This window comes from Kitasatospora setae KM-6054 (assembly GCF_000269985.1).
In the GTDB taxonomy this organism is placed as follows: domain Bacteria; phylum Actinomycetota; class Actinomycetes; order Streptomycetales; family Streptomycetaceae; genus Kitasatospora; species Kitasatospora setae.
The window spans coordinates 7,455,869-7,480,522 of the sequence record NC_016109.1 but is presented as its reverse complement, the minus strand read 5'-3'; the positions used below and the strand labels follow the sequence as shown (position 1 = coordinate 7,480,522).

Here is a 24,654-nt window from a genome sequence, read left to right as displayed (position 1 = left end):
AGGGGACGTGGCGTGCGCAGGATCAGCCGCCGCGGCCGTGGTGATCACGGCGGCGGCGGGCGGGGAGATCGTATCGGAACCTTTCACTTCGTCATAACAGTTTCTTTTATGACTCTTTACTCGTGAAAGGCCGTCCCGATCACCCCGCCGCTTCCCTGACGCGGCGGCCCCGACGAAGGGTTGTCACGGGTTCGAACTGTTTCAGCGGGCGGGGACGACGACCTCGATCAGCCGCGGGCCGGGCGGGAGGGGGGTGCGCAGGGCGGCGGCGATCCGGGCGGGGTCGGCGGGGACGCGGAGGGCGGGGACCTGGTAGCCGCGGGCCAGGGCGGTCAGGTCGATGTGCGGGAGGTCGAGGGCGGGGACGGCGGACAGCCGGCCGCGGTCGGCGAAGTCCTTGAGGATGCCGTAGCCGCCGTTGTTGACCACCAGGACGGTGATCGGGAGGCGTTCGAGGACGGCCGTCCACAGCGCCTGCAGGTTGTACTGGACCGCGCCGTCGCCGACCAGGGCGACCACCGGCCGTTCGGGTTCGGCGAGTTGGATGCCGACGGCGGCCCCGAGGGCGAAGCCGAGTCCGCAGGCGGCGGCGAAGTAGAGCGAGCCGGGGCGGGTGCGGGGCAGCGCGCGCAGCAGGTACTCGTAGGACTGCGGGGGTTCGACGACGAGCACCGCCTCGGGCGGCATCACCTGGTGCAGCGCGAGCGCGGCCTGCGCGTAGCCGGGGGTGGCCTCGGCGGGCGGCCGGGCGGGCGGCGGGCCGGGCGGGCGTTCGGAGCCGCGGTCGGCCAGCGCCCGGCAGAGGGCGCGGACGGTGCCGGGCACGTCGCAGAGCACGGTCTCGCCGGCCAGGTTGCGGGCCGCCTGCCCGGGGTCGTCGGTCAGCGCGACGAGTTCGGTGCCGGGGGCGAGCGCGGGCCACTGCTCGGCGAACATGTAGCGGAACACCGGGCCGCCGAGCACCAGCACCAGGTCGTGCGGTTCCAGCGCGGCGGCGGCCGGGCCGGAGTCGAGCGGGAGCTGGCCGACGAAGCCGGGGTGGTCGGTGGGGAAGCCGAGGCGGTGGGCCCAGGGGGTGACCCAGACCGGGGCGGCGAGCCGGTCGGCGAGTTCGGCGACCGCCCAGTAGCCGCGCCGGTCGTCGGTGCCGGGCCCGACCACCAGGGCCGGGGAGCGGGCGGCGGCGAGCCGGTCGGCCAGTTCCTCCAGCACGTCGGCGGGGGCGGTGGCGCCGCCGGTGACCCGGGTGGTGATCGCGGTGGTGGCGGGGGCGGGCCGCAGCGGCCGGTCCCAGTCGTCCATCGGCACCGACACCGCGACGGGCCCGGTGGGCGGCAGCCCGGCCAGGTGGAAGGCGCGGGCGAGCGCCGCCGGGACGTCCTGCGCGCCGGCCGGCTCCTCGGCGTGCTTGACCGCGCCGAGCGGCAGCAGCACCGGGTTCCGGTTGGTCAGGATGGCGTCGGCGCCGATCAGGTCGCGCCGCTGCTGCCCGGTCAGCACGACCAGCGGGCTGCCCGCCGCGTACGCGTTGACCAGCGAGCCCATCGCGTTGCCGAGGCCGGGCGCGGTGTGCAGGTTGACCAGGACGGGGCGCCCGGTGGCCTGGGCGTAGCCGTCGGCGATGGCGGTGACGGAGGACTCGTTCAGCCCGGCGACGTAGCGCAGGTCGGGCGGCAGGTCGGCGAGGAACGGGAGTTCGGTGGTACCGGGGTTGCCGAACAGGACGTGCGCGCGGTGGTGGCGCAGGACGTCGACGACGGCGTCCCGGACGGTTCCCGGCGGGCGGGCGGCGGCGGGCATGGGGCACCTCCAGGCGGGCCTTCTCAGCGGGCGGGTTCAGCGGACGGCTTCAGGGGACGGCTTCAGGGGCGGATCAGGGCCTTGAGCACGGTGCGGCCGGACATCGCGTCGTACGCGGCGGGCACGTCGGCCAGGGTGCCGGTGAAGTCGAACAGCGCCCCGGCGTCCAGGCTCCCGGCGCACACCTCGGGCAGCAGCTCGGGCAGGTAGCGGCGGACCGGGGCGATGCCGCCGCGCAGGGCCACGTTGTGGAAGAACGCGGGGCCGAGGTCGGGCGCGGTGTCGTGGTGCGGGAGGCCGACGAAGCCGACGGTGCCGCCCGGGCGGGTGGCCCGGATCGCGGTCTCCAGCGCGGGGGTGGTGCCGACCGCCTCGACGGCGGCGTCCACGCCGTGGCCGTCGGTGAGTTCGGCGAGCCGCCGGTCGGCGTCGGCGCCGCGGGCGGCGAGGGTGTCGGTGGCGCCGAAGCGGAGGGCCAGCCGCAGCCGGCCGGGGTGGCTGCCGACGGCGATGATCCGCTCGGCACCGGCCCGGGCGGCGGCGAGGACGGCGCACAGGCCGACCGCGCCGTCCCCGACCACGGCGACGGTCGAGCCGGGCCGGACGCCGGCCGCGACCACCGCGTGATGGCCGGTGGGCAGCACGTCGGCGAGGGCGAGCACGGCCGGGGCGAGCCGCCGGTCGGTGAGCGCCTCCGCCGGCAGCCGGACCAGGGTCGCGTCGGCGTGCGGCACCCGGACGGCCTCGCCCTGGCCCCCGTCGGACCCCTCGCCGAGACCCCACACCCCGCCGTCCGCGCAGGAGGTGAGCAGGCCGGCCAGGCAGTGCCGGCAGTCGCCGTCCGCCCAGCAGAACGGCGCGAGCACCGCGTCGCCGACCCGCAGCGCGGTGACCGCCCGGCCGGTCTCCTCGACCACGCCGAGGAACTCGTGCCCGCACCGCTGCCCCGCCTGGTAGAGGCCGCGGCCGACGAAGATCAGGTCGCTCCCGCAGACCCCGGCCGCGGCGACCCGGACCACCGCGTCGCCCGGCCGTTCGATCCGGGCGTCGGGCACCGTCCGCAACGCCACCCGCCCCGGCCGCTCGTACACCACTGCCCGCATCTCCGGCACCCCGCTTCCGTCCGCCGTGCTCCGGACTCCAGCTTCGGGCTCCGCCGGAGCGGCGTTAAGTGCCTTCTGCCGGTGATCAGTTGAAACTCCCGACCGGCTGAAAACGGAACCCGTCCGAACCGGGCGCGGGCGCCCGGTGGCGGGGTGGCGGGGTGGTGGTTCAGGCGGCGTCTCGGCGGACGTCGCGGTTGGCCCGGAAGCCGGTGCGCGTCCGGGGGCGGAGGATCCTGGCGGTGTAGGCCAGGGTGCCGAGCGGTCGGCTTCCGGCGCCGTCGCGGGTGATCAGGTCGTAGCGGTACTCGGTGCGGTGCGCGGAGATCGGCGCCGGCCGTCGGCGCAGTGCCAGCGGGAGGGTGTCGGGCAGCCCGTACGGCAGGTCGATCGTCAGGCCGTGGGGCAGCAGCCGGGCGTCCGGCGGCCAGTCGGTGGTCCGGTGGGCCAGCCAGGCGGAGAGTTGCCGGCCGGACTCGATGATCGCCTCGGTGCGGCGCGTGCCGGGGCGCCGGCCGCCGAGCGGGTGGCCGGCGGGCGGGGACAGCACGGCGGCGGTGACCACGCCGCCCGGTTCGGACGGGTCGCCGATCAGCACGTTCTCCGGACGTCCCCGGTGCGCCGACCGGACCGGCACGGGCACCGGCACCGGCACGGGCGCGGACACGGGCATCGGCGCGGAGGCGGTCCGGCCCGGGGCGGTGGCCGCCGGGGAGAACTCGGCCCAGCCGTCGGCGATCAGCGTGGCCGGCTGGAAGACCTGCACGGCGCGCCGCCGCCCGTCCTCGAACGAGTCGGCGCGCAGTTCCGTCGGCGTCCCGAGTGCGGCCGTCGTGTGGAACGCGATCGCCGCCTCGACCCGGCCCGCGGCGGGCACCGCGTCGCCCGCGGCCACCAGGTCCGCCATCGCGCAGACCAGCAGCATGCCGGGGACGTGGTCGACCGGGCGGTCGAAGAAGAACGGGTCGCGCCGGTCGACGACCAGGTCGGCCAGCCACCCCTCCCCGTGCTCCGGCCGCCGGAGCGGGCTGATCAGCCGGCTCCCGTGCACGTCCGGGATCCGGGACGGCAGCGGTGACAGCGGTGACGGCGGGGTGGTGTGCGTCATGGTTCCGGTGCCTCGACTTCCTCGCGTTCCGGGCCGGCGGGCCGGTCCGACTCCGCTGCCGCGGTGTGCTCCTGACGCCGCGTCGGATTCGACCGGCGGGCCCGCCGGGACGGGCGGACGATCCGATCGTGCGCCACGCCACCGCATACGAGGTATGCACCAGGAGCCCCTCTGCGCGTGCGGGCAGAAGGGCTGCTCCTAGGGGCAGAGCGGGCGCACCGTCAGCGCACCCCGCGTGCCCGGCCGTACCGATCCGGCCAGCCGCCCGCTCGGCCCTACGGGGTGGCGGCGGCGGTCGGCTCCGGGTCCGCGCTCGGGCTCGGGCTCGGGCTCGCGGAGGCGGAGGCGGAGGCGGACGGACTCGCGGACGGGGACGGGGACACCGGGCTCTGGTGGGGCAGTTCCCTGCACGACTGCTCGTCGAAGTCGGTCGGCTTCGGGAGGTACTCGTCGGGGGGACCCGCGTTCGGCAGCTCGGCCGTGAAGTCCTGGATCCAGGCGCTGCTGAGCACGTAGTCCTTCAGGTAGTCGCGGATCCGGAGGCAGTCCTCGATCCGCTCCTTCTTGATCCCGATGCCGTAGAAGTTGGGCACCCCGATCTTCACCTCGGGCACGACCTTCAGGCCGGGGTCGTTCCTCGCCAGGCCGTAGAGGATCAGCTGGTCGGTGGAGACGGCGTCGACGCGCTTCTCCCTGAGCTCGGTGAGGCAGGCCTGCGCGTCGGTCGCGGAGGCCACGGTGTAGCCCTTGACCGTGGCCTGGAACCGCAGTTCGGTGTCCGAGGTGGTGCCGCCCCAGCTGCACACGGTGCGGCCCCTGAGGGCGTCCAGGCTGCCCAGCCAGGTCTCGTCGGCGCGCACCATGAAGCCCTGGGAGGTCTTGGCGTACGGGCCGGCGAAGAACACCTTCTCGGTCCGCTCGGGGGTGATGGAGTAGGTCGCCACCACCAGGTCCTCCGCGTCGGTGGTGAGCTTCGCCTCGCGCTCGCCGGAGATCACGTCGCTGAAGGCGGCGTCGGCGCTGGACCTGCCCAGGTTCCGGACGACGCTCCGGCCGACCAGCACGTCGAACCCGGACCAGACGTGCTCCTTGTTCTGCGTGCTGGTGCCGGGCTGGTTGTTCTTCGTGCCGATCCGCACCGACTTCTGCAGGAAGATCGACGGGGGCCCGCTCGCGGAGACCGTCGGGGTGCTGGGGAGCGGCGGGGGCGGGGTGTCGCCGGTGCAGCCGGTGAGCAGCAGGAGCGCCCCGGCCAGGGCGCCGGCCAGCAGGGTTCGGTGTGCGCCCGGCACGGGGGCTCCTTCGTTCAGCGGGTGCCGCTGGGGTCGTTGTCGGTGAGGACCGCGTCGTTGACGAAGACGTCGATCAGGCAGTTGTCGTAGTCGGCCAGGGTCAGCCGGAACTCCCGGGGCAGGGTCGCGGGGAGGGCGATGACCACCGGCCGCCCGTCCTTGGCGACCACCGGCGCGATCGTCCCGGACGTCGCGGCGACGGTCAGCTCCGCGCCGGGCCGGCAGGCCGCGTCACCGGCCCGCTCGCTGAGCACGCCCAGGGTGAGCACCAGGTACGCGCGCGACTCGGTGCTGTCGAAGCCGAAGGTCCGCTGGTCGCCGGGCCGCACGCCCCTGTTGCCGCCGCCGCCCCACCTGCCCTCGCCCAGCCGGACGTCGGCGCGGCCCTGCGGCGTCCGGGACGGGTGCTGCGACGGGAGCGCCCGGACACCGATCACGACGACCAGGCCGAGCGCCCCCAGGACCGCGACGGACAGGACGGCCCGACGGGCTAGCCGCCGTCCCCCCGGTGGAGGTGCTGGTGGAAATTTCCCGCGCCCGGCCCGTTCAGCGTGATGGGCCCGTGGTTGTCACCGCCGATGACCACACCGCTGGAACTGGTGACGCTCGTCCGGTTCTTGGGGCCCGGCGCGAGCAGTCCCGCCAGCTCCTCCCGCAGCGCCGGGTCCTCGTCCAGCGCCGCCAGCAGCAGCGCCCGCACCTGCTCCTGCCGCTCCGGCGGGGCCTGCTGCTCCGGCTCGGCGCTCCCCCGCGCCCGCCAGCGGCGCACCAGCTCGCGCACCCGGGCGACGGAGCTCTCGGCGGCCCCCCGGCCGACCTCGGTGGCCGCGCCGCCGGCGACCGAGGCGAGCAGCGGGACGATCTCGTTCAGTAGTTGCGGATCCATCGGGTTCCCCCCTGACCGATCATCACACTTGAGTGTTCAAGCCACTACCTACCACCTTCGGCCAGCGGGCAATCACGGCCGCCGCGATCAGTCGGACCCCGCCGGGGGGAAGCCCGTCGGGGCCCTCGACCGAGGCACCAGCGGGGCCCACCAACGGGTCCGTCGCCGGGCCCGGCGACGGGCCCGGCCGCTACGCCAGCCCGGCGCGTTCCAGTGCCTCGACGCCGGTGCGCAGGCCGGCGATGCGCTCGTCGAGGGTCCAGCCGGCCGGGGCGAGGGTCAGGGTGGTGACGCCGGCGGCGGCGTAGGCCTGCATGCGGTCGGCGATCCGGGCGGTGTCGCCGAGGAGCGAGGTGGCGTCGATGAACTCGTGCGGGACGGCGGCCGCGGCGGCGGCCTTGTCGCGGGCCAGGTAGTGGGTCTGGACCTGGTCGGCGGCCTGCTCGAAGCCCATCCGGCGGGCGAGTTGGCTGTAGAAGTTCTTCTCCTTGCTGCCCATGCCGCCGAGGTAGAGGGCGGTGTAGTCGCGCAGGGTGTCGGCGGCGGCCCGGACGTCCTCGCCGACGGCGATGTTGACGGTGGGGCAGAGGTCGAAGCCGTCGAGGGTGCGCCCGGCCTTGGCGCGGCCGGCGGCGAGGGCGTCGGTGGAGAGGGCGGCGTGCTCGGGGGCGAAGAAGAGGCCGAGCCAGCCGTCGGCGATCTCGCCGGTGAGTTCGAGGTTCTTCGGGCCCATCGAGGCGATGTACAGCGGGAGGTGCTCGCGGACCGGGTGGACGGTGAGCTTGAGCGGCTTGCCGGGGCCGCCGGGCAGCGGGAGCGTCCAGTTGGCGCCCTCGTGCACCAGGCGCTCGCGGGACATCGCCTTGCGGATGATCTCCACGTACTCGCGGGTGCGGGCCAGCGGCTTGTCGAAGCGGACGCCGTACCAGCCCTCGGAGACCTGCGGCCCGGAGACGCCGAGGCCGAGCCGGAAGCGGCCGCCGGAGAGGGTGTCCAGGGTGGCGGCGGTCATCGCGGTCATCGCCGGGGTGCGGGCCGGGATCTGGAAGATGGCGGAGCCGACGTCGATCCGCTCGGTCTTCGCGGCGACGTAGGAGAGGACGGTGGCGGCGTCCGAGCCGTACGCCTCGGCGGCCCAGCAGACCGCGTAGCCGAGGCGGTCGGCCTCCTGGGCGACCGCGATGTTGTCGGCGTCCAGGCCGAGTCCCCAGTAGCCGAGGTTGATCCCGAGTCGCATGTGCCCAAGCCTTCCAGTCGGGTGCTGCCGGTGAGCGTAGCCGCCCGGCCGGAGGTCATGCTACTGAGCGGTAGGGGTGGTGCCGGTCACACCGGGACGCGCGCGGCGGCGCGGCGCGCGGGTGATCCCGGGCCCCGGCGGGTTTCGCCGCTACCCTCACAGCACGTGGGGGGAGACCGCCCCCCACCTGCGCCATCACGGTTGGCACAGCGGGCGTGACGGAGGGCGCGATGGAACAGCGACTGCTCGGCCGGACCGGCCTGCGGGTCTCCCGGCTGGCCCTGGGCACCCTCACCTGGGGCCGGGAGACCGACGAGCACGAGGCCGCCGAACAGCTGAAGGCGTTCGTGGACGCCGGCGGCTCCCTGGTCGACACCGCCGACGTGTACGCGGACGGCGGCGCCGAGTACCTGCTGTCCCGGCTGACGGACGGCCTGGTCCCGCGATCCGAACTGGTGATCGCCACCAAGGCGGGCGCACTGCCCGGCTCGCCCCGCCCCGACACCTCCCGCGGCCACCTGCTGGACGCGCTGGACGGCTCGCTGCGCCGGCTGAACACCGACCACGTCGACCTGTGGCAGGTGCACGCGCACGACCCGGCCACCCCCGCCGAGGAGACCCTGCACGCCCTCGACCTGGCGGTCTCCTCCGGCCGGGCCCGGTACGTCGGACTCTGCCAGTACAGCGGCTGGCAGCTGGCGAAGGCCGCCGCCCGGCAGCACGCGCTGCCCGGCGCCACCCCGCTGGCCTCCGTCCAGCTGGAGTACTCGCTGCTGCAGCGCGGCATCGAACGCGAGGCACTGCCCGCCGCGCTGGACGCCGGGATCGGCCTGCTGGCCCGCTCACCGCTCGGCCGGGGCGTGCTGACCGGCAAGTACCGGCACGGCGTGCCGCCCGAGTCGCGCGGCTCCTCCCCGCACCCCGCCGGACCGGTCCAGCCCTACCTGGGCGAGACCTCCCGGCGGATCGTGGACGCGCTCGCCACCGCCGCCGACGGCCTCGCCTCCACCCCGCTGAAGGTCGCGCTCGCCTGGGTCCGCGACCGCCCCGGCGTGTCGGCCACCCTGCTGGGCGCCCGCACCTCCGCCCAACTGCAGTCATCGCTGTCGGTCGAGGCCCTTACGCTTCCGGGTGAGATCCGCGCTGCACTGGACGACGTGTCGGCCCCGGTGCACCGCTACCCGGACCAGGGCTGGACGGAGCTGTGACCGCCCGCCCGTCGAAGGAGCCTTCCCGCGATGACCACCCCCGAGGAGAACCCGGCCGAGAGCCAGGCCGAGAGCCGCGCCGAGCGCCCGGCGGAGCCGACGGGCACCCCGGAGGGCCCCGCCGCCCCGCAGGGCCCGGCCGCCGCCCCGGACGGCGGCGCCGGACGGCCCGCTGACCCGCCGCTCACCGGCGAGCAGCGCGCCGCCGCGGTGGCCGCGCTCGCCAAGGCGATCGGCGCGATCAACGCGAACGACATCGTCGCCCCGCCCCGCCCGCCACGGGAGGTCGACCTGGCGACCCCTGACGAGCCGTCCGAGCGGTCCGAGCCGTCCGATGCGGCTGAAGGGGCTGCGGCGGTCGAAGAGCCCGCCTCGGAGGGCGGCGAGGCCGTCGGGACCGCTGCTGACGCATCGTCCGGGCCGGCCGAGCCGTCCGAGCGGCGCGTCGAGCGCCCGGTCCGTCGGCCGGCTGCCGCCGCCGCGCGCGCCGAGGTGCCGCTGGACGACGCGCAGCGGCGGGCCGCGCTGGCCGCCGTCGGCGAGGTGCTGGCGGCGGGCGGGGCGCCCGCCGAGCTGGCGGCCGAGGCGCTCGGGGTGTTCGGCGAGGGCGCGGCCGAGCAGCTGGGGGAGGACCCGTGGGCGGTGCTGTCACTGCCCGGGGTGCGTCCCGAGCACGCGGACGGCTTCGCCAAGGGCCTGCTCGGCCCCGCCGCCCGGCCGGACGACCCGCGCCGGGCCCAGGCGCTGGTCGGCTGGCTGCTGGAGCAAGCCGCGCTGCACGGGCACTCGGCACAGGAGCTCGGCGAGGTCGCCGACGCGCTGCGCGCCCGGCACGTGCCGGACCCGGAGGGCGCGCTGCAGGCGGTGCTGGAGGACGGGCGGGTGATGCCGTTCCAGGAGGAGCTGCCGCTGCCGCCCGGCAGCCACGACGAGGACGAGGAGCCGCCGGTCCGCACCATGCTGGCCCTGGAGCGGCTGGCGCTGGCGGAGGAGAGCCTGGGCGAGGGCCTGGTCCGGCTGCTCTCCACCTTCTCCCCCGGCGACGACGGCGAAGCCGGGGACGGCGGATCCGGGGACGGGGAAACCGGGGACGGCGGATCCGGGGACCGGGAGGGCGCGCCCGGTCCGGGCGCCTGGGCGGCGGCCGCGGCGGCCGTGCCGCGCGCGGCGCAGGAGCTGGTCCGGGCGGCGGCCGGGGCGGGCCTGGTGCTGCACACCGGCGGCGAGGCGGCCCGGGCCGAGCCGGCCGCGCTGCTGCACGCCGCCGCCGGTCTCGGCCTGCGGGCCTGGGCGGCGACCTGGACCGGCCAGGGGCGGGACGCGCTGGCGGCGCTGCTGCCCGCGGGCTCCCCGGCCGCCGGGCGGATCGGCACGCTGGCCGACCTGCTGTACGGCGCCGACGTGCCGCGCGCGGTGGACGGCACCCTCGAACTGGACGTGCTGGTGGTGCTGGACGCCCCGCTGCTGGACGTGGAGACCGCCGCGACGCTGCTGGAGGCCGTCCCGGACGGTGCCCGGCTGGTGCTGTCCGGCGACCCGGAGGGCCTGTGGTCGGCCGGTCCCGGCCGGTTCTTCGCCGACCTGCGGGCCGCCAGGGCCTGCCCGGCGGTGGCCTCCCGGACGCCCGACCCCGGGCCGATCGGCGAGCTGGTCTCCGGGGTCGGCGTCGGCGAGCTGCTGCCGGTGGACGCCCCGGACAAGGAGGTGGTGATCCTCACCGCGCAGGACGGCGGCGAGGCCGTGCACCGGGCCGTCCAGCTGCTGACCGACTCGATCCCGCGCGCGCTGTCCGTCCCGCCCGAGCAGACCGTGCTGCTGACCCCGGGCCACGCCGGCCCGGCCGGCACCCGGGCGCTGAACGCCGCCGCCAAGGCCCGGCTGAACCCCGGCCCCGGCCGGTTCGGCGGCTTCGACCCGGGCGACCGGGTGGTGCACTCCCCCGCGCTGGGCGTCAACCTGCCCGGCCGGGTGCTGGACGGCGACGCGAGCGGCCTGCACGTGGAGCTCGCCGACGGCGGCCGGATCACGCTCTCCCCCGCGCAGGCCCGGAAGCTGCGCCACGGCTGGGCGGTGACGGCCCACCAGGCGGTCGGGCGGCGCTGGCCGGCGGTGGTCGTGGTGCTGCCCCCGGAGGCGGCCGGGCAGCTGACCAGGCAGTGGGTGTACGCGGCGTTCGGCCGCGCCGAGCGGCACCTGTCGGTGGTGCACGCGGCCGGCCCGGCGCTCGCCCAGGCGGTCGCGGAGCGGCCCGCGACGGCCCGCACCACCCGGCTGCGGTCGGTCCTCAGCACGCAGTAGCGCGCCCGTCGGCGGCGGTCCCGTCAGTCGCGGGCCCGTCACTGGTCGGCCTGTCACTGACCGGCCCGTCCCGTGAAGGATCGAGGGCCCGGCGGTGGGAAAGCTCCCCACCGCCGGGCCCTCGGAACGGCGTACACGATGCTGCCGGACCAGCCGTTCGACGCGGTTCGGTGGGAGGAGAGCCGCCGCAATCCCCCCGGGCGGCTCGACTTCGAGCCGTCCTGTTCCGTCCCCCGCCGTGACCGACAGCACTCCCCCGTGCGACGACGTACGGCCGCAACGGCGACCGCGTTCCCGTGTTCCGCTCCCCCCGGACCGGAACACCGGAATGCGACTCCGTTGCTGCCCGAACGTTAGCCGAAATTCCACCCGGGCGGGCAAGGATTTCGCGAAGTGATCCCGCTCACCCCGAATTCGTGCTCGCCGGGGCCGCGACCCTTGTGGGACAGGGCCCGGAGGGCGAGTAGCGGATGAGGAGAATCCGAGTAGCGGGCCTTCTTAGACTGATTCTCGTGATCCGGTCGGAATGAAACGCTTTACGAGTCCGATGAGGATTCCGGTAATCCGGAAGCGGCCCGGCCGACCGCCCCGGCAACCCCGGCTTCCGCTCGGATCAGGAGAAGTGTTCGGCGAGTCTCCGGCGCACGGTCTCGGCCTCGACGCTGCCGATCCCGGTGAAGACCCGGATCGCCTCCTCCCAGTGCTCCCGGGCCTCCGCGGCCCGGCCCTGGGCGATCCGGGCCATGCCCATCTGGTCGACGGCCCGGCCGACCATCAGCAGGTCGCCGAAGCGGCGGGCGACGGCGAGCGAGCCCTCGCTGAGGTCGAACGCCCGCTGGTACTCGCCGAGACGCTGGAGCACCCAGGCGAGCTTCTCCCGGGTGTCGGCGACGGCGAGCTCGGTGCCGGTGCGCTCGCTGACGGCCAGCGCCTCGACCAGCAGGTCCCGGGCGTCCGCGTGCCGGCCCTGCTCGTTGCGGACCAGGGCGAGGTTCTGCAGGGACTGGTAGAGCAGCGCGTCGTCGCCGGTCGCGCGGGCCGCGGTGACCGCGCCCTCCTGGTAGTGCGCGGCCCGGTCCAGTTCGCGGAACTCGTAGTGCATGTTGCCCAGGTTGAGCCGGGCCCGGGCGGCGCCGCCGGGCTCGCCGAGCGCCTCGTAGCCGGCGATCGCCCGTTCCAGGTGCCCGGCGGCGGCCCGGTCGCGGCGGATCGCGTAGGCGATGCCCAGGTTGTTGGCCAGCGCGGCGGCGGCCGGGCGGTGGCCGATCGCCAGCGCCGCCTCCTCGCCGAGCCGCTGCGCCTCGGCCAGCAGGCCCAGCCGGTGCGACCGCATCAGGTGGGTGAAGTGCAGGATCGCCAGCTGCCAGACCAGCCGGTGCCGCCGGTGCGCGACGCCCAGCCGGGTCAGCGCCAGCAGGTTGTCGGACTCCTGGACGAACCACTGCTGGGCCTGGTCGGCGTCGGCGAACGGCGCGGGGCCGCGCCAGTCCAGCTCCAGCTCGGTGGGCGGGCGCAGCCGCTTGGGGTCGAGCAGCCGGTAGGCGGCGTCGGCGTGCGCGATGTACCACTCGGCGAGGCGGTCGAGGGCGGCGGCGGCCTCCGCCCCCTCGGCGGTGCGGCAGTCGGTGCCGACGGCGGCGACGAGCTGCCGGCCGTACAGCCGGACCAGGTCGTGCATGCCGTAGCCGCCGGGGGCGTCGGCGGGCCGCTCCAGCAGGTGGACGTCCTCCAGCGAGCGCAGCAGGCGGCGGGCCGGCGCGGGCGTGCCGGTGCTCAGCGGGGTGCCGGCGGGCTCCAGCAGGGTGGCGGCGGCCCCGGACGGGACGACGGCGCCGGGGTGCAGGCTGAACAGCCGGAACAGCCGGGCCTGGTCGGGGGTGAGGCGGCGGTAGCTGTGCGAGAGCGCCCCGGAGACGGTCAGGTCGTCGCCGAACAGGCCGAGGCCGGCCAACCGGTCCTGCTCGGGGGCGAGTTCGCCGGCCAGCTCGCCGATCGGCAGCTCGGGCTCCTCGATCAGCCGGACCGCCGAGATCCGCAGCGCCAGCGGCAGGCCGCCGCACAGGTCGGCCAGGTCCGCGGCGGCCGCGGGCGCGGCCCGGACGAGCTCCGGACCGGCCAGCCGGGCCAGCACCTCGACCGCCTCGTCCCGGGGCAGCACGCCCAGCCGCAGCGGCACCGCGCCGGTCTGCGCCACCAGCCGGCCGAGCCGGCCCCGGCTGGTGACCACGGTGAAGCAGCCGGGCGCGCCGGGCAGCAGCGGGCGGACCTGCTCGTAGTCCTGCGCGTTGTCGAGCACCACCAGCAGGCGGCGCCCGGCGACGGTCGAGCGGTACAGGTCCTCGCGCAGCACCGGGTCCTCGGGGATCCGGTGCCCGGGCACGCCGAGCGCCAGCAGGAAGCGCTCCAGCACCCGGGGGGCCGTCTCGCGCTCGTTCTCGTCGTAGCCGTGCAGGTCGACGAAGAGCTGCCCGTCCGGGAACCCGGCGGCGGCCGAGTGCGCCCAGCGGACCGTGAACGCGGTCTTCCCGACCCCGGCCGGCCCGACCACCACCGCGAGCCGCGGCCCGGCGGCGTCCGGGGTGCCGGGGATGCCGGGGGTGTCGGGAGTGTTCCGGGCGGACGGCGTCGGGGCGGCGGCCAGGCAGGTCAGCCGGTCCAGCTCCGCCCGGCGGCCGACGAAGCCGTGCGAGACCTGCGGGAGCTGGGCCGGGCGGAGCCGGGCGGGCGGCTCGGGGGCGGGCGGCGCTGCGGGTACGGCGGGCGCTGCGGGTACGGCCGGTGCTGCGGGCTCGACGGACTCGGCTTCGGGGGCGGCCGACTCTGCGGGCGCGGGCGTCGCGGGCGCGGGCGTCGGGAGCGTCGCGGCTGCCCGGACGGGCGGGTCGCCGCGCAGGACGGCGGCCTCGGCCTCCTGGAGGGCGCGGCCCGGGTCGAGGCCGTACTCGGCGGCCAGCAGCGCCCGGGTCTCGCGCAGCACGGTGAGCGCGTCGGCCGGGCGGCCGCTGCGGTGCAGGGCGGTGGCCAGCCGGGCGGCGATGCCCTCGCGGTCGGGGAACTCGCGCAGCAGGGCGGTCAGTTCCGGGACGAGGCCGTGGTGGCGGCCGGCGTCGAGTTCGGTGTCGGCGAGCAGTTCGAGGGCGGCGAACCGCTCCTCGGCGAGCCGGGTGCGGACCGGTCCGGCGAACGGGGCGTCGATGCCGGCCAGGGCCTCGCCGCGCCACAGGTCGAGGGCGCCGCGCAGCAGTCCGGCGGCCTCGGCGGGGCGGCGGTCGGCGGCCGCGGCCCGGGCGGCGGTGACGGCGCGGGCGAACCGTTCGACGTCGACGCTGTCCGGGTCGACGGCGAGCCGGTAGCCGGCCGGGTCGGAGCGGAGCAGTCCGGCGGCCTCCGGCGGCAGGGCCTGCCGGAGGCCGGAGACCACGGTGTGCACCTGGTTGCGGGCGGTGCGCGGCGGGCTCTCGCCCCAGAGGGCGTCGACCAGGCGTTCGGCGGTGACCGGCCGGTCGGCGTTCAGCAGCAGGAAGGCGAGCGCCGCCCGCAGCCGTGGGCGGGGCACGTCGAAGGGCGCGCCGTCCCGACTGGCCTCCAGTGCCCCGAGAAGTCGGAACCGCACCCGTCCCACCGCCTCCGTCTCCCTCTCCGTGGCCGTTCGTCGGCCCCCGGACGCGCAGGGGCCGGACCGGGCCGCGGGGCTGCGGCTCGATCCGGTCCCGGTCGCGTCAGCGTGCACCGGTCGGACGGGCTCCGTCCGACCGTCCCTCCGGTCCGTCGCCCGGTCCGCGGCTCAGAGCTCGTCGAGCTCGTCGTCGTAGACCTCGCTGACGTCGAAGCGGCAGATCAGCAGCTCCGGGTCGGCGCCGTCGAACGGCTCGGGCAGCCACTCGCCGGGGTCGGACGGTTCGGCGGCCGAGACCCAGAGCGTGGAGTCGCCCTCCTCCAGGCCGAACTCCTCGGCGCGGGCGGCGATCTCGTCCGGCTCGTACTCGCCGAACAGCACGCCGATCGCGGCCGTCACCTCGCCCTCGGCGCCCTCGGCGGGCGCGAGCGACTCGTCGACCCGCTCGGCCTGGGCGCGCAGCCGCTTCGGGTCGGCGATCAGGTAGTCGCGGCGGATCAGCACGCTGATCGCCTCGGGGTGCTCGGGGCCCTGGTAGCCGGACCCGGCGTCGTCGCCGGGGATCTCGAAGGGAGTGACCTCGTCGTAGACCTCGTACAGGATCTGGTCGTAGGCGATGGCCGCCGCCGCGAGCTCCTCGTAGGCGTGGACGACGACCGGATCGCCGGGCTCGGTGGAGCTGGAGACGGCCTGCAGGTGGCGGTCGATGGCGGCCTTGACCGCCTCTGCGGCGGCCCGTACCTCGGTGATGGTCAGCTGCGCGGCATCAGACATGGTGCAGACGCTATCCCCACCCGGCGACGACACGCACAGCGGTTGTCACCTACAGCCGCTAAAACCGGGCAAGTTCACCCCTGATGTCCGTTCCGCGTGCTTCTGTGACCGGCCCGGCGCGGCGTTTCCCGCCCCGCTCCGGGGCGGTTCCGGCCGGTCGGCCGGATTCCGCTTCCGGCGCGGGACGGTCCGGGGCCCCGGCGCCGGGTCCGCGACGGGTCCGCAGCGGGTCCGCAGCGGGTCCGCGCCGGGCGGGCACCGGCGTTCGTCGGGGGCGCGCATCGGGGCGGCCCGGGGCGGGTACTCCTCCGGGTGCGGGAAAACTGATTGACGATCAGCTCCCACCGGGGCGAGGCTCGGACCGTCCGCGCGGGCGGGGCGTACCCGAACCGGCGGCCCGTCGGCGACGCGCCGTAGGCTTGCAGGCAGCACAGCAGCGGAGGAGACGCCTTGATCCCTACCAAAACGGTCCGGCTCCCGGAGTACGAGTACCAGTCGCTTCGACTGCCCCGCGGCACCACCCGGAACGCCGCGCGCCAGCTCCTCACCGAGCACGCCGAGTACGGGAACTGGGAGCTGGACCGGCTCCGGCTGTTCCCGGACGGCAGCCGCACGGTCCGGCTGAAGCGGCGGATCATCCGGCAGGTCCGTTCCACCTGGTAGCGCGTCGGCGCCCGTCACCGCCACCACCGCCACGCACCCGCGCCCGGGCGCGGGCGTACGGGGCCGGGATCAGGGCCGGGGCCGAGGCCGGGGTCAGCGGCGGGCGAGGGCCCGCGAGCGGCGGTAGAGGACGCCGCCGCCGAGCAGCAGCGCGAAGCCGGCCGGGGCGATCACCTCCAGGCCGGACGCGCCGGTCGAGGCCAGCTGGGCCTGCTGGGTCTGCGCCGCGGGGGCGGCGGCCCGGGCCTGGACCTGGGTGCCCTGGCCGGCGGGGGCGGCCGGGGTGTCGACCTTGACCACGGGGGCGGCCGGGGTCGCCGGAGTGGCGGGCTGGTCGCCGTTGGGGCCGCCGGTGCGGTCGTTGCCGGGCGTGCCGGGCGTGGTGGTGCCGTGGTCGCCGCCGGTCTGCCCGGGCGGGCAGTCGTCGCCGGGGTGCTGGCCGGTCGGCGGGGTGGCCGGCGGCGGGGTGGTCGGGTGGTGGTGCTCGGTGGCGGTGTTCGAGCAGTCGTTGCCGAAGGCCGGGTTGCCGAGGCCGACCACGTTGACCGAGTTGCCGCAGGCGTCGACCGGCGCGGTGATCGGCACCTGGACGTTGTTGCCCGAGGCGACGCCGGGCGAGCCGGCCGCCGTCCCGCTCGCGGCGGAGCCCGACCAGGTGCCGCCGCCCTGGCCGCCGCCGCTGCGGTCGCCGCCGGTGTGGGTGCCGGTGCCGGGGTGGGAGCCGGGGGTGGTGGCGTGCCGGGGGGTGCTGACGTTGGAGCAGTCGTTGCCGTACGCCGGGTTGAGCAGACCGATCACGTCGATCGTGTTGCCGCAGGCGTTCACGGGGAGCTCCACGGGCACCTGCACCGCGTTCCCGGAGGCCACGCCGGGCGAGTTGGCCGCCACGCCGTGCGCGTCGGCGGTCGCGTGGGCGTAGCCCGCGGTCGAGGCCAGCACGCTGCCGGTGGCCATGGCCGTGAGGAGGCCTTTCCTGGCGCCCTGTCGCATTGACTCCCCTTGATTTCTCACTCGGTGATCTGGACTGTTCTTCCGACACATCGATCGGATAGTCGGAATTCCCCGCCGAAACGGCGGCAGCACTACTTCAACGACCCTTAACGGTGAAGGTTGGGCCGTCTGCAGTCAGTTCATCCGATCGGGTGAGTCGCGCCGCCGCCCGGGAACCGCGGCGTTCACCCGCCCGGGGCGCGAGACCCGGGCGGGTGTCCGGACAGGCGCCCGGACATGCGTCCGCCCCCGTTCGACGCAGGGGTCGCACGGGGGCGGGAACTCGGGGTCAAGCGGCCCGTCGGTCGTCGACGGGGCCGGCTCAGACGTTCTGGCAGGCGTTGCCGAACGCGGGGTTGAGCAGGCCGATCACGCTGATCGTGTTGCCGCAGACGTTCACCGGGACGTGCACCGGGACCTGGATCAGGTTGCCGGAGAGCACGCCCGGGGAGCCGACCGCGGAACCGTCCGCGTACGCGCCGCCGTGCGCCGAGGCGACGCCGGCGCCCGCGAGCACCAGGCCACCGGTGGCGGCGACGACGGCAGCGATCTTCTTGGCCTTCATGAACTGTTCCTCCTGGTCGTTTCCAGCCCGTTCCCCCGGGCTGCACACGGAAGAACGAAGCCGCCGCGACCGGGAAACGGGACCGGAACCGCATTCACCCGTTGAAGTGATCAAGCGAACAGGTGATCGCCATTTCGGATGCTCGAAAGCTCTGATGCTGGACCGACTAGTCGCACTTCCCCGAGTCCGGTGAGGACCCGGGCGCGGGCCCTCACCGGCGCTCAGGCCAGGTCGATGAACCGGTCCAGCACCCGCACGCCGAACTTCAGGCCGTCCACCGGCACCCGCTCGTCCACGCCGTGGAACATCCCGGCGAAGTCCAGGTCCGGCGGGAGCTGCAGCGGCGCGAAGCCGAAGCAGCGGATGCCCAGGTCCTGGAAGGACTTGGCGTCGGTGCCGCCGGAGAGGCAGTAGGGGACGGCCCGGGCGATCGGGTCCTCGGCGCGCAGCGCGGTCTGCATGGCCTCGACCAGGGCGCCGTCGAAGCTGGTCTCGATCGCCTTGTCGTGGTGCAGGCTCTCGCGCTTGACGCGCGGGCCGAGGACGCTGTCCAGCTCGGCCAGGAACTCCTCCTCGTAGCCGGGCAGGAAGCGGCCGTCGACGTGCGCGGTGGCCTGGCCGGGGATCACGTTGACCTTGTAGCCGGCGCCGAGCATGGTCGGCTGGGCGGTGTTGCGCAGGGTGGTGCCGATCATCTTGGCGATGCCGCCGAGCACCCGCAGCGTCTCGTCCATGTCCTCCGGGTCGAGGCGCACGCCGAGGGCGTCCGAGAGCTCGTCCAGGAAGGCCCGGACGGTCTTGGTGATCCGCAGCGGGAACTGGTGCCGGCCGAGCCGGGCGACCGCCTCGCACAGCTCGGTGATGGCGTTGTCGTCGTTCTCCATCGAGCCGTGCCCGGCCCGGCCCTCGACGGTCAGGCGCATCCAGTGCATGCCCTTCTCCGCCGTCTCCACCAGGTACAGCCGGGCCTGGTCGTTGACGGTGAAGGAGAAGCCGCCGACCTCGCCGATCGCCTCGGTGACGCCCTCGAACAGCTCGGGGTGCCGGTCCACCAGGAACCGGGCGCCGTACGTGCCGCCGGCCTCCTCGTCCGCGAGGAAGGCCAGCACCAGGTCGCGCGGGGGCTTGCGGCCGGTGCGCAGCCGGTCGCGGACCACCGCGAGGGTCATCGCGTCCATGTCCTTCATGTCGACGGCGCCGCGGCCCCACACGCAGCCGTCGGTGATCTCGCCGGAGAAGGGGTGCACCGTCCAGTCGTCGGCGTTGGCCGGCACCACGTCGGTGTGCCCGTGGATCAGCAGGCCCGGCCGCGACCGGTCCTCGCCCTCGATCCGGACCACCGTGGACGCCCGGCCCTTGGCCGACTCGAAGATCTGCGGCTCCAGGCCGAACTCGGCGAGCTGCTCGGCCACGTACTCGGCGGCCTTCCGCTCGCCCGGGCCGGACCCGTCGCCGTAGTTGCTGGTGTCGATCCGGATCAGGTCACGGCAGATCTCCGCCACCTCGGTCTCCGCCGTCACCACGCGCTCGCTGCCCACGCTCACCACTCCCACCTCAGTTGTCTGCCCGCCCCCGGCGCGGCTGCGGCCCGCGCCGCCCCGACCCCGGCCGGGGACCGCGGGCACCGTCCCCGCCATCCTCCCGCAGCACCCGTCCGGCCCCAAGGGCATATCCCCACGACACTCCTCACGGACGCCCCCGCTCCCCCGCTTTCGAAGCCCCGCCCTCCTCGCGCCCCCCGGTTTTGGGCCTGCCGGACGATCTTTGCTACTGTTGTCCATGTCAGCGCGGGGAACGCACCGCGAGGACGACACCCGGTCCGGGTGGCGGAATGGCAGACGCGCTAGCTTGAGGTGCTAGTGCCCTTTATCGGGCGTGGGGGTTCAAGTCCCCCCTCGGACACCAGCAGATACCCCAGTTGAACTGGGGTTTTTCTGTTTTTCGGGCTCCGTGCAGGGGTTGCATGACCCACCGCGTGACCCACAGAAATGATCTTGCTCTAGACCAGAGCCGCGAGACCCATTCGACTCGACGTGTTCGCCGCCAGACTCCGGGCCCCGTCCTTACGACTGTGCCCGTACCTGCTCATCGTGTAGCCGGGCGAGTGGTGCCTCACGTTGGCGGACACCTCCACCGGGTTCTCCCCAGCCTCCAGATCATTGGTCACCTTGCTGTGACGCCAGTCGTGGATCCGGAAGTCATCCGGCAGGTCCAGCCTTGTCCGAACCGTCCGCCAGCGGGCGGACACCTTCTCCGGATCTTGAGGCCCTCCGGCCGTACGGTTCTTCTGGAGCTTGAAGCCGTCCCTGGCGAAGACCAGATCATGATCGATCCAGCCGGGCCCGAGTCTGGCGCGTTCCTCGTCCTGGTGTTCCTTCTGGCGCTTGAGGACGTTCATGACGGCCTGGTCCACGTAGATGACGGCGTTGTGGTCGCCGTCCTTGGTGAGCCTGCGCAGGCGGAAGCTGCTGCCCTCCTCCACCACCACCCAGCCCAGTTCGATCGCACATTCGTCCCACTTCACCAGGGACCACTTCATCCCCAGCGCCTCGCTGCGCCGGACCCCGGTCGCGGCGATCACGGTCCACAACGGAGCGTCCCGAAGACAGTGGTGCAGCGGGCCGCACTTCCTGTTCCCACACGGTTCCCAGATGTGCCCAAGGAACCGAGCCGTCTGCGCGTCGTCCAGCGTCGGGTAGCGCTGCTCCTGGGCCTTGATCTGTCGCTGCGTCGGAGGGTTCGCCGTCGCCGCCGGGTTCGCCGGGATGTGCTTCGGCACCGCCGCACCCAGGGCTCCGGAGAGGATGTTGTGCACGTGCCGCACTGACTTCGCCCCGAGCGGCTTTCCCCTGTTCGTGGGACACGGCTCGGTCTCCAGCATCCGGTACAGCTCGTCCAGGAGATCGTCCGTGACCTGATCCAGCGCCACGTCACCTATGTGCGGCTTGATGTGCAACCGGATCTTCGTCTCGTACCCGGCCACCGTCGTCCCCTCCTTCCGACAGTGGGCCAGCCACTTGTCCAGGTGCTCGCCCAGAAGTGGCACGCTCGGCTGTTCCGGCTCGGCCGGCGCTTCGGGCGGATAGATCTCCCCCGCCTCGTAGTCGATGTGCCACTGCCGCAGCGCCTTCTCCGCTGCCGTCTTGGTCGGGTAGTCGCGGCCGATCCAGTACCGGTGCTCCTCCCCCGTGGTCGGGTTGATGTGCCGGGGCGTCCTCACGCCCCAGGTGTTCGGTCGGCCTCGCCGGGGGATCTCCACAGGGGTCCCGCCGAGGCCGTTACCGCGCTTTGCCACTGTTGCTACTGCTCCTCGTCTTCGCTCTGCCATTCGTGGAGCAACTCGGTTGCCCTGTCGGTCAGTTGCTTGCCATCCCACAGGCCCAGCTCCCTGGCGCGCCTGACACGCTCGGACATGGTGGCTTTACCGATGCCCAGGCGGGCCGCCAACTCCCCCTGGGGCGCGGTGGTGCCCGTGGCCCTCATGCGGACGAGTTCCGCCACCAAAAGCGCGTAGTCCTGGTCGGTGCGGCAGCGCTCGGGGACCGGCCACGGCCGGTCGGCGGCACGGCCGGTCTTCCACGCCAGCGCTGCACGAGCCTGGGCCTTGATCTCGGCGAAGGGGATCTGCCGCAACAGGCTCGCCGGGATGCCGTCCGTGGCCAGCGCCTCGGCCATGCCCTGGTCGATCTCTTCACTGCTGCCGCCGACGGCCAGCCAGACGGTCAGCTTCGACGGGCCGGTGAAGGGCGCACCGGAGGGACAGTGGGCTGCGACTCCCCAGGGCCCGTAGACGCCGCGCCACACCAGGTCATCGCCCTCGCGGTCCCATCCGGGCGGAAGGTCGGGTTCGTTTGTTCGTGAGGTCATGGCACGACCATAGATCATGCCGAACATCCTGCGCCAGGTTCGGATCAGTGACGCACGTCACCAAAAATGAACTTGCTGCCACTTGTTCGGAGGTGATGTGGTTTGGGCAGGCCGAACACCGGCCGACGGACAGTCCCCCGACCCGAACGCAGCAAGGAGTGCACTTGGGCAACAGCCTCATGACCGTGGACGAGGTAGCCAACCACCTGAGCCGACCGAAGAGTTGGGTCTATGCCAACTGGAGGGAGGCGGGCATCCCGTTCCGGAGGGTCGGGCAGGCACTCAGGTGCCGGCCGAAGGACCTCGAAGCCTGGGTGGACCAGCAGAACCCCTGAGCCCTCTTCCCCTTGCAGTCAGGCCCCCGGCCAACACCGGGGGCCTTCTCGTCCCCCGGAGCCATCACCCGATGAGAGACAAGCCGTGTTTCACCGATCGTCTGATTCCTTTGGAAGCTGAGCACCGGCAGCTGGAACAAGAAGCGGACCGCTACCTGACCATGGCGGAAGAACCCGCCACCGACTCCTACCCGAGCCGGTGGCCAGTCTGTGAACACGACTTCGCAACTGACGTTCTCTGCCCCGACATTGACCCCTTGGCGGAGTTCGACGCACTGATGCGGGAGGCCCCCGGGACGAGCGGCCCGGATCACCACCTGGGACTGCTCGGCCTGCCGGCCGGGGACACGTCCTCCGGCCTCGGCTACCTGATCGAACGTCGGCCCACACCGGTGGAGCACTGCCGCTGGCACGGCTGCCAGAAGTCCCTTCACGGCCCAGGAGCCGCCCGCAGGAACGGACGGCCTCAGCAGTACTGCACCAGCCACAGGAAGTCGCGCAGGGCCCGCGTGAAGGCCCTGGAGCGAAAGGGAATCCGCATCGGGCGACACCGAAACCTGACCTACGACTTTCCCGGCAACCATGGCCAGGACCTGGACGGCTACCGCGAACTGTGGGCGATCCAGAATCTCCCCAGGGTCTGACGTGTCGCATTAACCCGGAACCAGTGAAGGGCACAGCTACTCACTCCTGAGCGCCCTTCGGAGTCACACCCGCTGGGCGGCGGGTCACTGACGCGGAAGTGAGCCGGGCAGTTGCCAAGTCCAAGCATCCAAGCTGAATGGGACTCTGCGGATACCTCCCTGTGAGCCACAGAGATACAGCCTTCCCTTACCCACTCGAACCACGGGGGGGTAAGGGGGGCAGTGTCTTCTCTTACGTTGTCCTCTTGTGAGTGATAGCCGCCTCTTGAAGGCGGTCTACTGATTCACTTTTGATTTTTAGTTACATAGGAGGTGTCGCCTTGAGCGACATTGAAACCCCTTCCAGCGAGGCCCCGACCGACGTGTCGGCCGAGCCGGAGACCAGCCAGGCCGATCTGACTCAGGCCATTCGAGAGGAAGTCCACCGCGAGTTCGCCATCCGGCTTGTCCAGGCCGAGGTGAGGCTTCAGGCGGCCCAGGCGGGTATAGAGATTCCGGCCGACCTGATGGACCTCATCGACTCGTCGAAGCTCCTCGGGGAGGGCGGCCAGCCCTCCCAGGAGGCCATTGACGTTCTGCTGTCCGCCGTCCGTACGGAGCCGGTCTTCGCTCCGCTCGTGGGTGCCGGTCACCATCGTGGTGGCACCCCGACTGCCTCATCTTTCTCTCTCGACGCCCGTAGGCGCTGAAGGAATCCCCATCATGACCGATCTCACAAATTCCATTGCCAAGGCACGCGAGGATGCCCGACAGGAAGCGCAACGCGAGTTTGCCCCGATACTTGCCCGGGCAAAACTGAAGGCCCAGGCCGCCGAAGATGGGATTAATCTTCCCGAAGAGTTCCTTGACCTTCTCGACTATTCCAAGATGGTCGGGGAGGACAGCAATCCATCTGCCGAAATCATTACACTGGCGCTCACTCCGTTCCAGTCGACAAAGAATCCGGAGTATGCCCAAGGGCTTGGCCTTGGCCGCCAGGGTCCCTCTTTGGGCTTCGCGCCTCCGGCTCCTCTCGACGCACGCATGCGATAACCACCTACCCAGGAGATTAATTTATGGCTTATTCCTCTTTCTCTTACCAGAACCCTGGCAGCAGCAGCTTTGTCCCGGAGATATGGGACGGTGCGCTTCTGACCAAATTCGATCCACTGCTCGTGTGGGCTTCCAAGATCTGCACCAACCGGAAGTACGAGGGTGAGATCCGGAAGCAGGGCGACACCGTCCACATCAACAGCCTTTCGACCCCGACCGTGGGCGACTACACGCTGCCGGAAGGCATGACCGCCCAGAGGCCGGAGATGGTCGAGCAGAAGCTCGCCATCACCGAAGCGAAGTACCTCCAACTCCTGGTCGAGGACATCGAACGCGTGCAGGCGGCCGGAGCCATGGAGTCGCCGATCAACCAGCAGATGGTGCGCGCCCTGGCCCGGGAGGCCGACACCTTTATGGGCCGTGTGATCGCCTCCGCGGCAACTCCCATGCCCAGCGTCAAGGTCACTGCCGGGAACGCCCCTCAGGCGCTCTACAGCGCCGTTCTGGACATGATGCTGGCCCTGGACTCCCACGACATTCCCGACGGCCGCTACGTGGTCGTCTCACCCCGTGTGAAGCGGCACCTGGTCGAGCATCCGGCGATTGCGAACGCCGGGGCCTACGGCGAGGCCGGGGTGACCGCCAATGGCGTCGTGGCGCGCCTGGCGGGATTCACGGTGCTGTCCACCACGGCCATGCCCGAGGGATCGGACATCGTGGCCGGTCACTCCGAATTCGCCACCTTCGCTTCGCAGTTCAACGGATTCCGCGAGGGCCTGAGCGAGAAGTACCGGGCCAACTTCGTGGACACTCTCCACCTGTACGGCGGCAAGGTCGTCCGCTACCCCGGACTGGACACTCCTCTGGCTGACCGTACGTACGACGAGACCGTTCCCAGCAAGGGGATCGTCAAGGCCGCCGTCGAGTGGCCCGCCTGACAATAGGAACGAATAAGGGCCCCGCCATGCGGCGGGGCCCTTATATTTTTTTGCATCCTGGCAGTCTCAGACGCGACAGGTTCCAATCGGCCGGCAAGTAGGAGAAGGGGAGTCCTGCACGTCATGAGGTTGTGAAATTTGAAACCCGTACACGGTGCGATGAAGGCACCCCCGGTGGGTCCTCTCTCTTTCAAATCAAGCATTACCCCCATGTGATTTATCATGTAGTTACTTAGAAGAAATGCAGTCGTGATGACATTCGTGGATCTGTCCAGTGTTTCGAGTGGGAGAATCGTGG

The 24,654-nt window shown here is 73.1% G+C and carries 22 protein-coding genes and 1 tRNA gene; 9 read left to right on the top strand and 14 right to left on the bottom strand.

Annotated elements, in window-relative coordinates:
* Positions 1-201: 201 nt before the first annotated feature.
* The 7 genes from mdlC to KSE_RS32760 form a co-directional block, all read right to left on the bottom strand.
* Positions 202-1,800 (bottom strand): benzoylformate decarboxylase, encoded by a 1,599-nt coding sequence (mdlC, locus tag KSE_RS32790; protein ID WP_014139687.1) that lies wholly within the window; start codon positions 1,798-1,800, stop codon positions 202-204.
* 62 nt (positions 1,801-1,862) lie between these two features.
* On the bottom strand, positions 1,863-2,903 hold the full coding sequence (locus KSE_RS32785; RefSeq protein ID WP_014139686.1) for a zinc-binding dehydrogenase: 1,041 nt from the start codon (positions 2,901-2,903) through the stop codon (positions 1,863-1,865).
* A gap of 169 nt (positions 2,904-3,072) precedes the next feature.
* The gene (locus tag KSE_RS32780; protein ID WP_014139685.1) at positions 3,073-4,011 is read right to left on the bottom strand and encodes a hotdog family protein; all 939 of its coding nucleotides are present in this window, start codon (positions 4,009-4,011) and stop codon (positions 3,073-3,075) included.
* Between the two features lie 275 nt (positions 4,012-4,286).
* The gene (locus KSE_RS32775; protein ID WP_014139684.1) at positions 4,287-5,303 is read right to left on the bottom strand and encodes a glutamate ABC transporter substrate-binding protein; all 1,017 of its coding nucleotides are present in this window, start codon (positions 5,301-5,303) and stop codon (positions 4,287-4,289) included.
* A gap of 14 nt (positions 5,304-5,317) precedes the next feature.
* On the bottom strand, positions 5,318-5,740 hold the full coding sequence (locus tag KSE_RS43110; RefSeq protein ID WP_014139683.1) for a hypothetical protein: 423 nt from the start codon (positions 5,738-5,740) through the stop codon (positions 5,318-5,320).
* A gap of 53 nt (positions 5,741-5,793) precedes the next feature.
* Positions 5,794-6,189 (bottom strand): hypothetical protein, encoded by a 396-nt coding sequence (locus KSE_RS32765; RefSeq protein ID WP_014139682.1) that lies wholly within the window; start codon positions 6,187-6,189, stop codon positions 5,794-5,796.
* 190 nt (positions 6,190-6,379) lie between these two features.
* Complete coding sequence (locus KSE_RS32760) at positions 6,380-7,426, bottom strand: LLM class F420-dependent oxidoreductase (protein WP_014139681.1); 1,047 nt, start codon at positions 7,424-7,426, stop codon at positions 6,380-6,382.
* Between the two features lie 230 nt (positions 7,427-7,656).
* Here KSE_RS32760 and KSE_RS32755 point away from each other — a divergent pair, with 230 nt between their 5' ends.
* Together KSE_RS32755 and KSE_RS32750 are read left to right on the top strand one after the other, a co-directional pair.
* On the top strand, positions 7,657-8,634 hold the full coding sequence (locus KSE_RS32755; protein WP_014139680.1) for an aldo/keto reductase: 978 nt from the start codon (positions 7,657-7,659) through the stop codon (positions 8,632-8,634).
* A 30-nt stretch (positions 8,635-8,664) separates the two neighbouring features.
* Positions 8,665-10,932, top strand: coding sequence for a helix-hairpin-helix domain-containing protein (locus KSE_RS32750; protein ID WP_014139679.1), 2,268 nt, complete (start codon positions 8,665-8,667; stop codon positions 10,930-10,932).
* Positions 10,933-11,545: 613 nt separating this feature from the next.
* Here the strand turns inward: KSE_RS32750 and KSE_RS46030 are convergent.
* Together KSE_RS46030 and KSE_RS32740 are read right to left on the bottom strand one after the other, a co-directional pair.
* Positions 11,546-14,545, bottom strand: a complete 3,000-nt coding sequence (locus tag KSE_RS46030; RefSeq protein ID WP_014139678.1) for an AfsR/SARP family transcriptional regulator — start codon at positions 14,543-14,545, stop codon at positions 11,546-11,548.
* A 171-nt stretch (positions 14,546-14,716) separates the two neighbouring features.
* Complete coding sequence (locus tag KSE_RS32740) at positions 14,717-15,322, bottom strand: hypothetical protein (protein WP_014139677.1); 606 nt, start codon at positions 15,320-15,322, stop codon at positions 14,717-14,719.
* Between the two features lie 453 nt (positions 15,323-15,775).
* On the opposite strand from KSE_RS32740, the gene KSE_RS32735 reads away from it, so the two are divergent.
* Positions 15,776-15,985 (top strand): DUF5703 family protein, encoded by a 210-nt coding sequence (locus tag KSE_RS32735; RefSeq protein ID WP_033258625.1) that lies wholly within the window; start codon positions 15,776-15,778, stop codon positions 15,983-15,985.
* Between the two features lie 93 nt (positions 15,986-16,078).
* Here KSE_RS32735 and KSE_RS32730 read toward each other — a convergent pair whose 3' ends face one another.
* The 3 genes from KSE_RS32730 to KSE_RS32720 all read right to left on the bottom strand — a co-directional run bounded on the left by KSE_RS32730 (position 16,079) and on the right by KSE_RS32720 (position 19,078).
* A complete protein-coding gene (locus KSE_RS32730) occupies positions 16,079-16,939 on the bottom strand; it encodes a chaplin (RefSeq protein WP_051055487.1) in 861 nt (286 codons plus the stop codon).
* A 358-nt stretch (positions 16,940-17,297) separates the two neighbouring features.
* Complete coding sequence (locus KSE_RS32725; RefSeq protein WP_014139674.1) at positions 17,298-17,540, bottom strand: chaplin; 243 nt, start codon at positions 17,538-17,540, stop codon at positions 17,298-17,300.
* Positions 17,541-17,761: 221 nt separating this feature from the next.
* The gene (locus KSE_RS32720) at positions 17,762-19,078 is read right to left on the bottom strand and encodes a M20/M25/M40 family metallo-hydrolase (RefSeq protein WP_014139673.1); all 1,317 of its coding nucleotides are present in this window, start codon (positions 19,076-19,078) and stop codon (positions 17,762-17,764) included.
* Between the two features lie 279 nt (positions 19,079-19,357).
* Here KSE_RS32720 and KSE_RS32715 point away from each other — a divergent pair.
* Positions 19,358-19,445, top strand: a tRNA-Leu gene (locus tag KSE_RS32715).
* Positions 19,446-19,539: 94 nt separating this feature from the next.
* Here the strand turns inward: KSE_RS32715 and KSE_RS32710 are convergent.
* Together KSE_RS32710 and KSE_RS32705 are read right to left on the bottom strand one after the other, a co-directional pair.
* Complete coding sequence (locus KSE_RS32710; protein WP_157850060.1) at positions 19,540-20,835, bottom strand: tyrosine-type recombinase/integrase; 1,296 nt, start codon at positions 20,833-20,835, stop codon at positions 19,540-19,542.
* Between the two features lie 5 nt (positions 20,836-20,840).
* On the bottom strand, positions 20,841-21,434 hold the full coding sequence (locus KSE_RS32705; RefSeq protein WP_148283196.1) for a bacteriophage CI repressor: 594 nt from the start codon (positions 21,432-21,434) through the stop codon (positions 20,841-20,843).
* 68 nt (positions 21,435-21,502) lie between these two features.
* Here KSE_RS32705 and KSE_RS39475 point away from each other — a divergent pair, with 68 nt between their 5' ends.
* The 5 genes from KSE_RS39475 (at position 21,503) to KSE_RS32690 (ending at position 24,356) form a co-directional block, all read left to right on the top strand.
* Complete coding sequence (locus KSE_RS39475) at positions 21,503-21,742, top strand: helix-turn-helix domain-containing protein (protein ID WP_014139670.1); 240 nt, start codon at positions 21,503-21,505, stop codon at positions 21,740-21,742.
* A 71-nt stretch (positions 21,743-21,813) separates the two neighbouring features.
* The gene (locus KSE_RS39020; protein ID WP_051055486.1) at positions 21,814-22,386 is read left to right on the top strand and encodes a hypothetical protein; all 573 of its coding nucleotides are present in this window, start codon (positions 21,814-21,816) and stop codon (positions 22,384-22,386) included.
* Positions 22,387-22,706: 320 nt separating this feature from the next.
* Complete coding sequence (locus tag KSE_RS32695; protein ID WP_051055483.1) at positions 22,707-23,075, top strand: hypothetical protein; 369 nt, start codon at positions 22,707-22,709, stop codon at positions 23,073-23,075.
* 13 nt (positions 23,076-23,088) lie between these two features.
* On the top strand, positions 23,089-23,418 hold the full coding sequence (locus KSE_RS42445; RefSeq protein WP_148283195.1) for a hypothetical protein: 330 nt from the start codon (positions 23,089-23,091) through the stop codon (positions 23,416-23,418).
* 23 nt (positions 23,419-23,441) lie between these two features.
* Positions 23,442-24,356 carry a phage major capsid protein gene (locus KSE_RS32690; protein ID WP_014139667.1) on the top strand — a complete coding sequence of 305 codons (915 nt, stop codon included), beginning with the start codon at positions 23,442-23,444 and terminating at the stop codon, positions 24,354-24,356.
* The last annotated feature ends 298 nt before the right edge of the window (positions 24,357-24,654 follow it).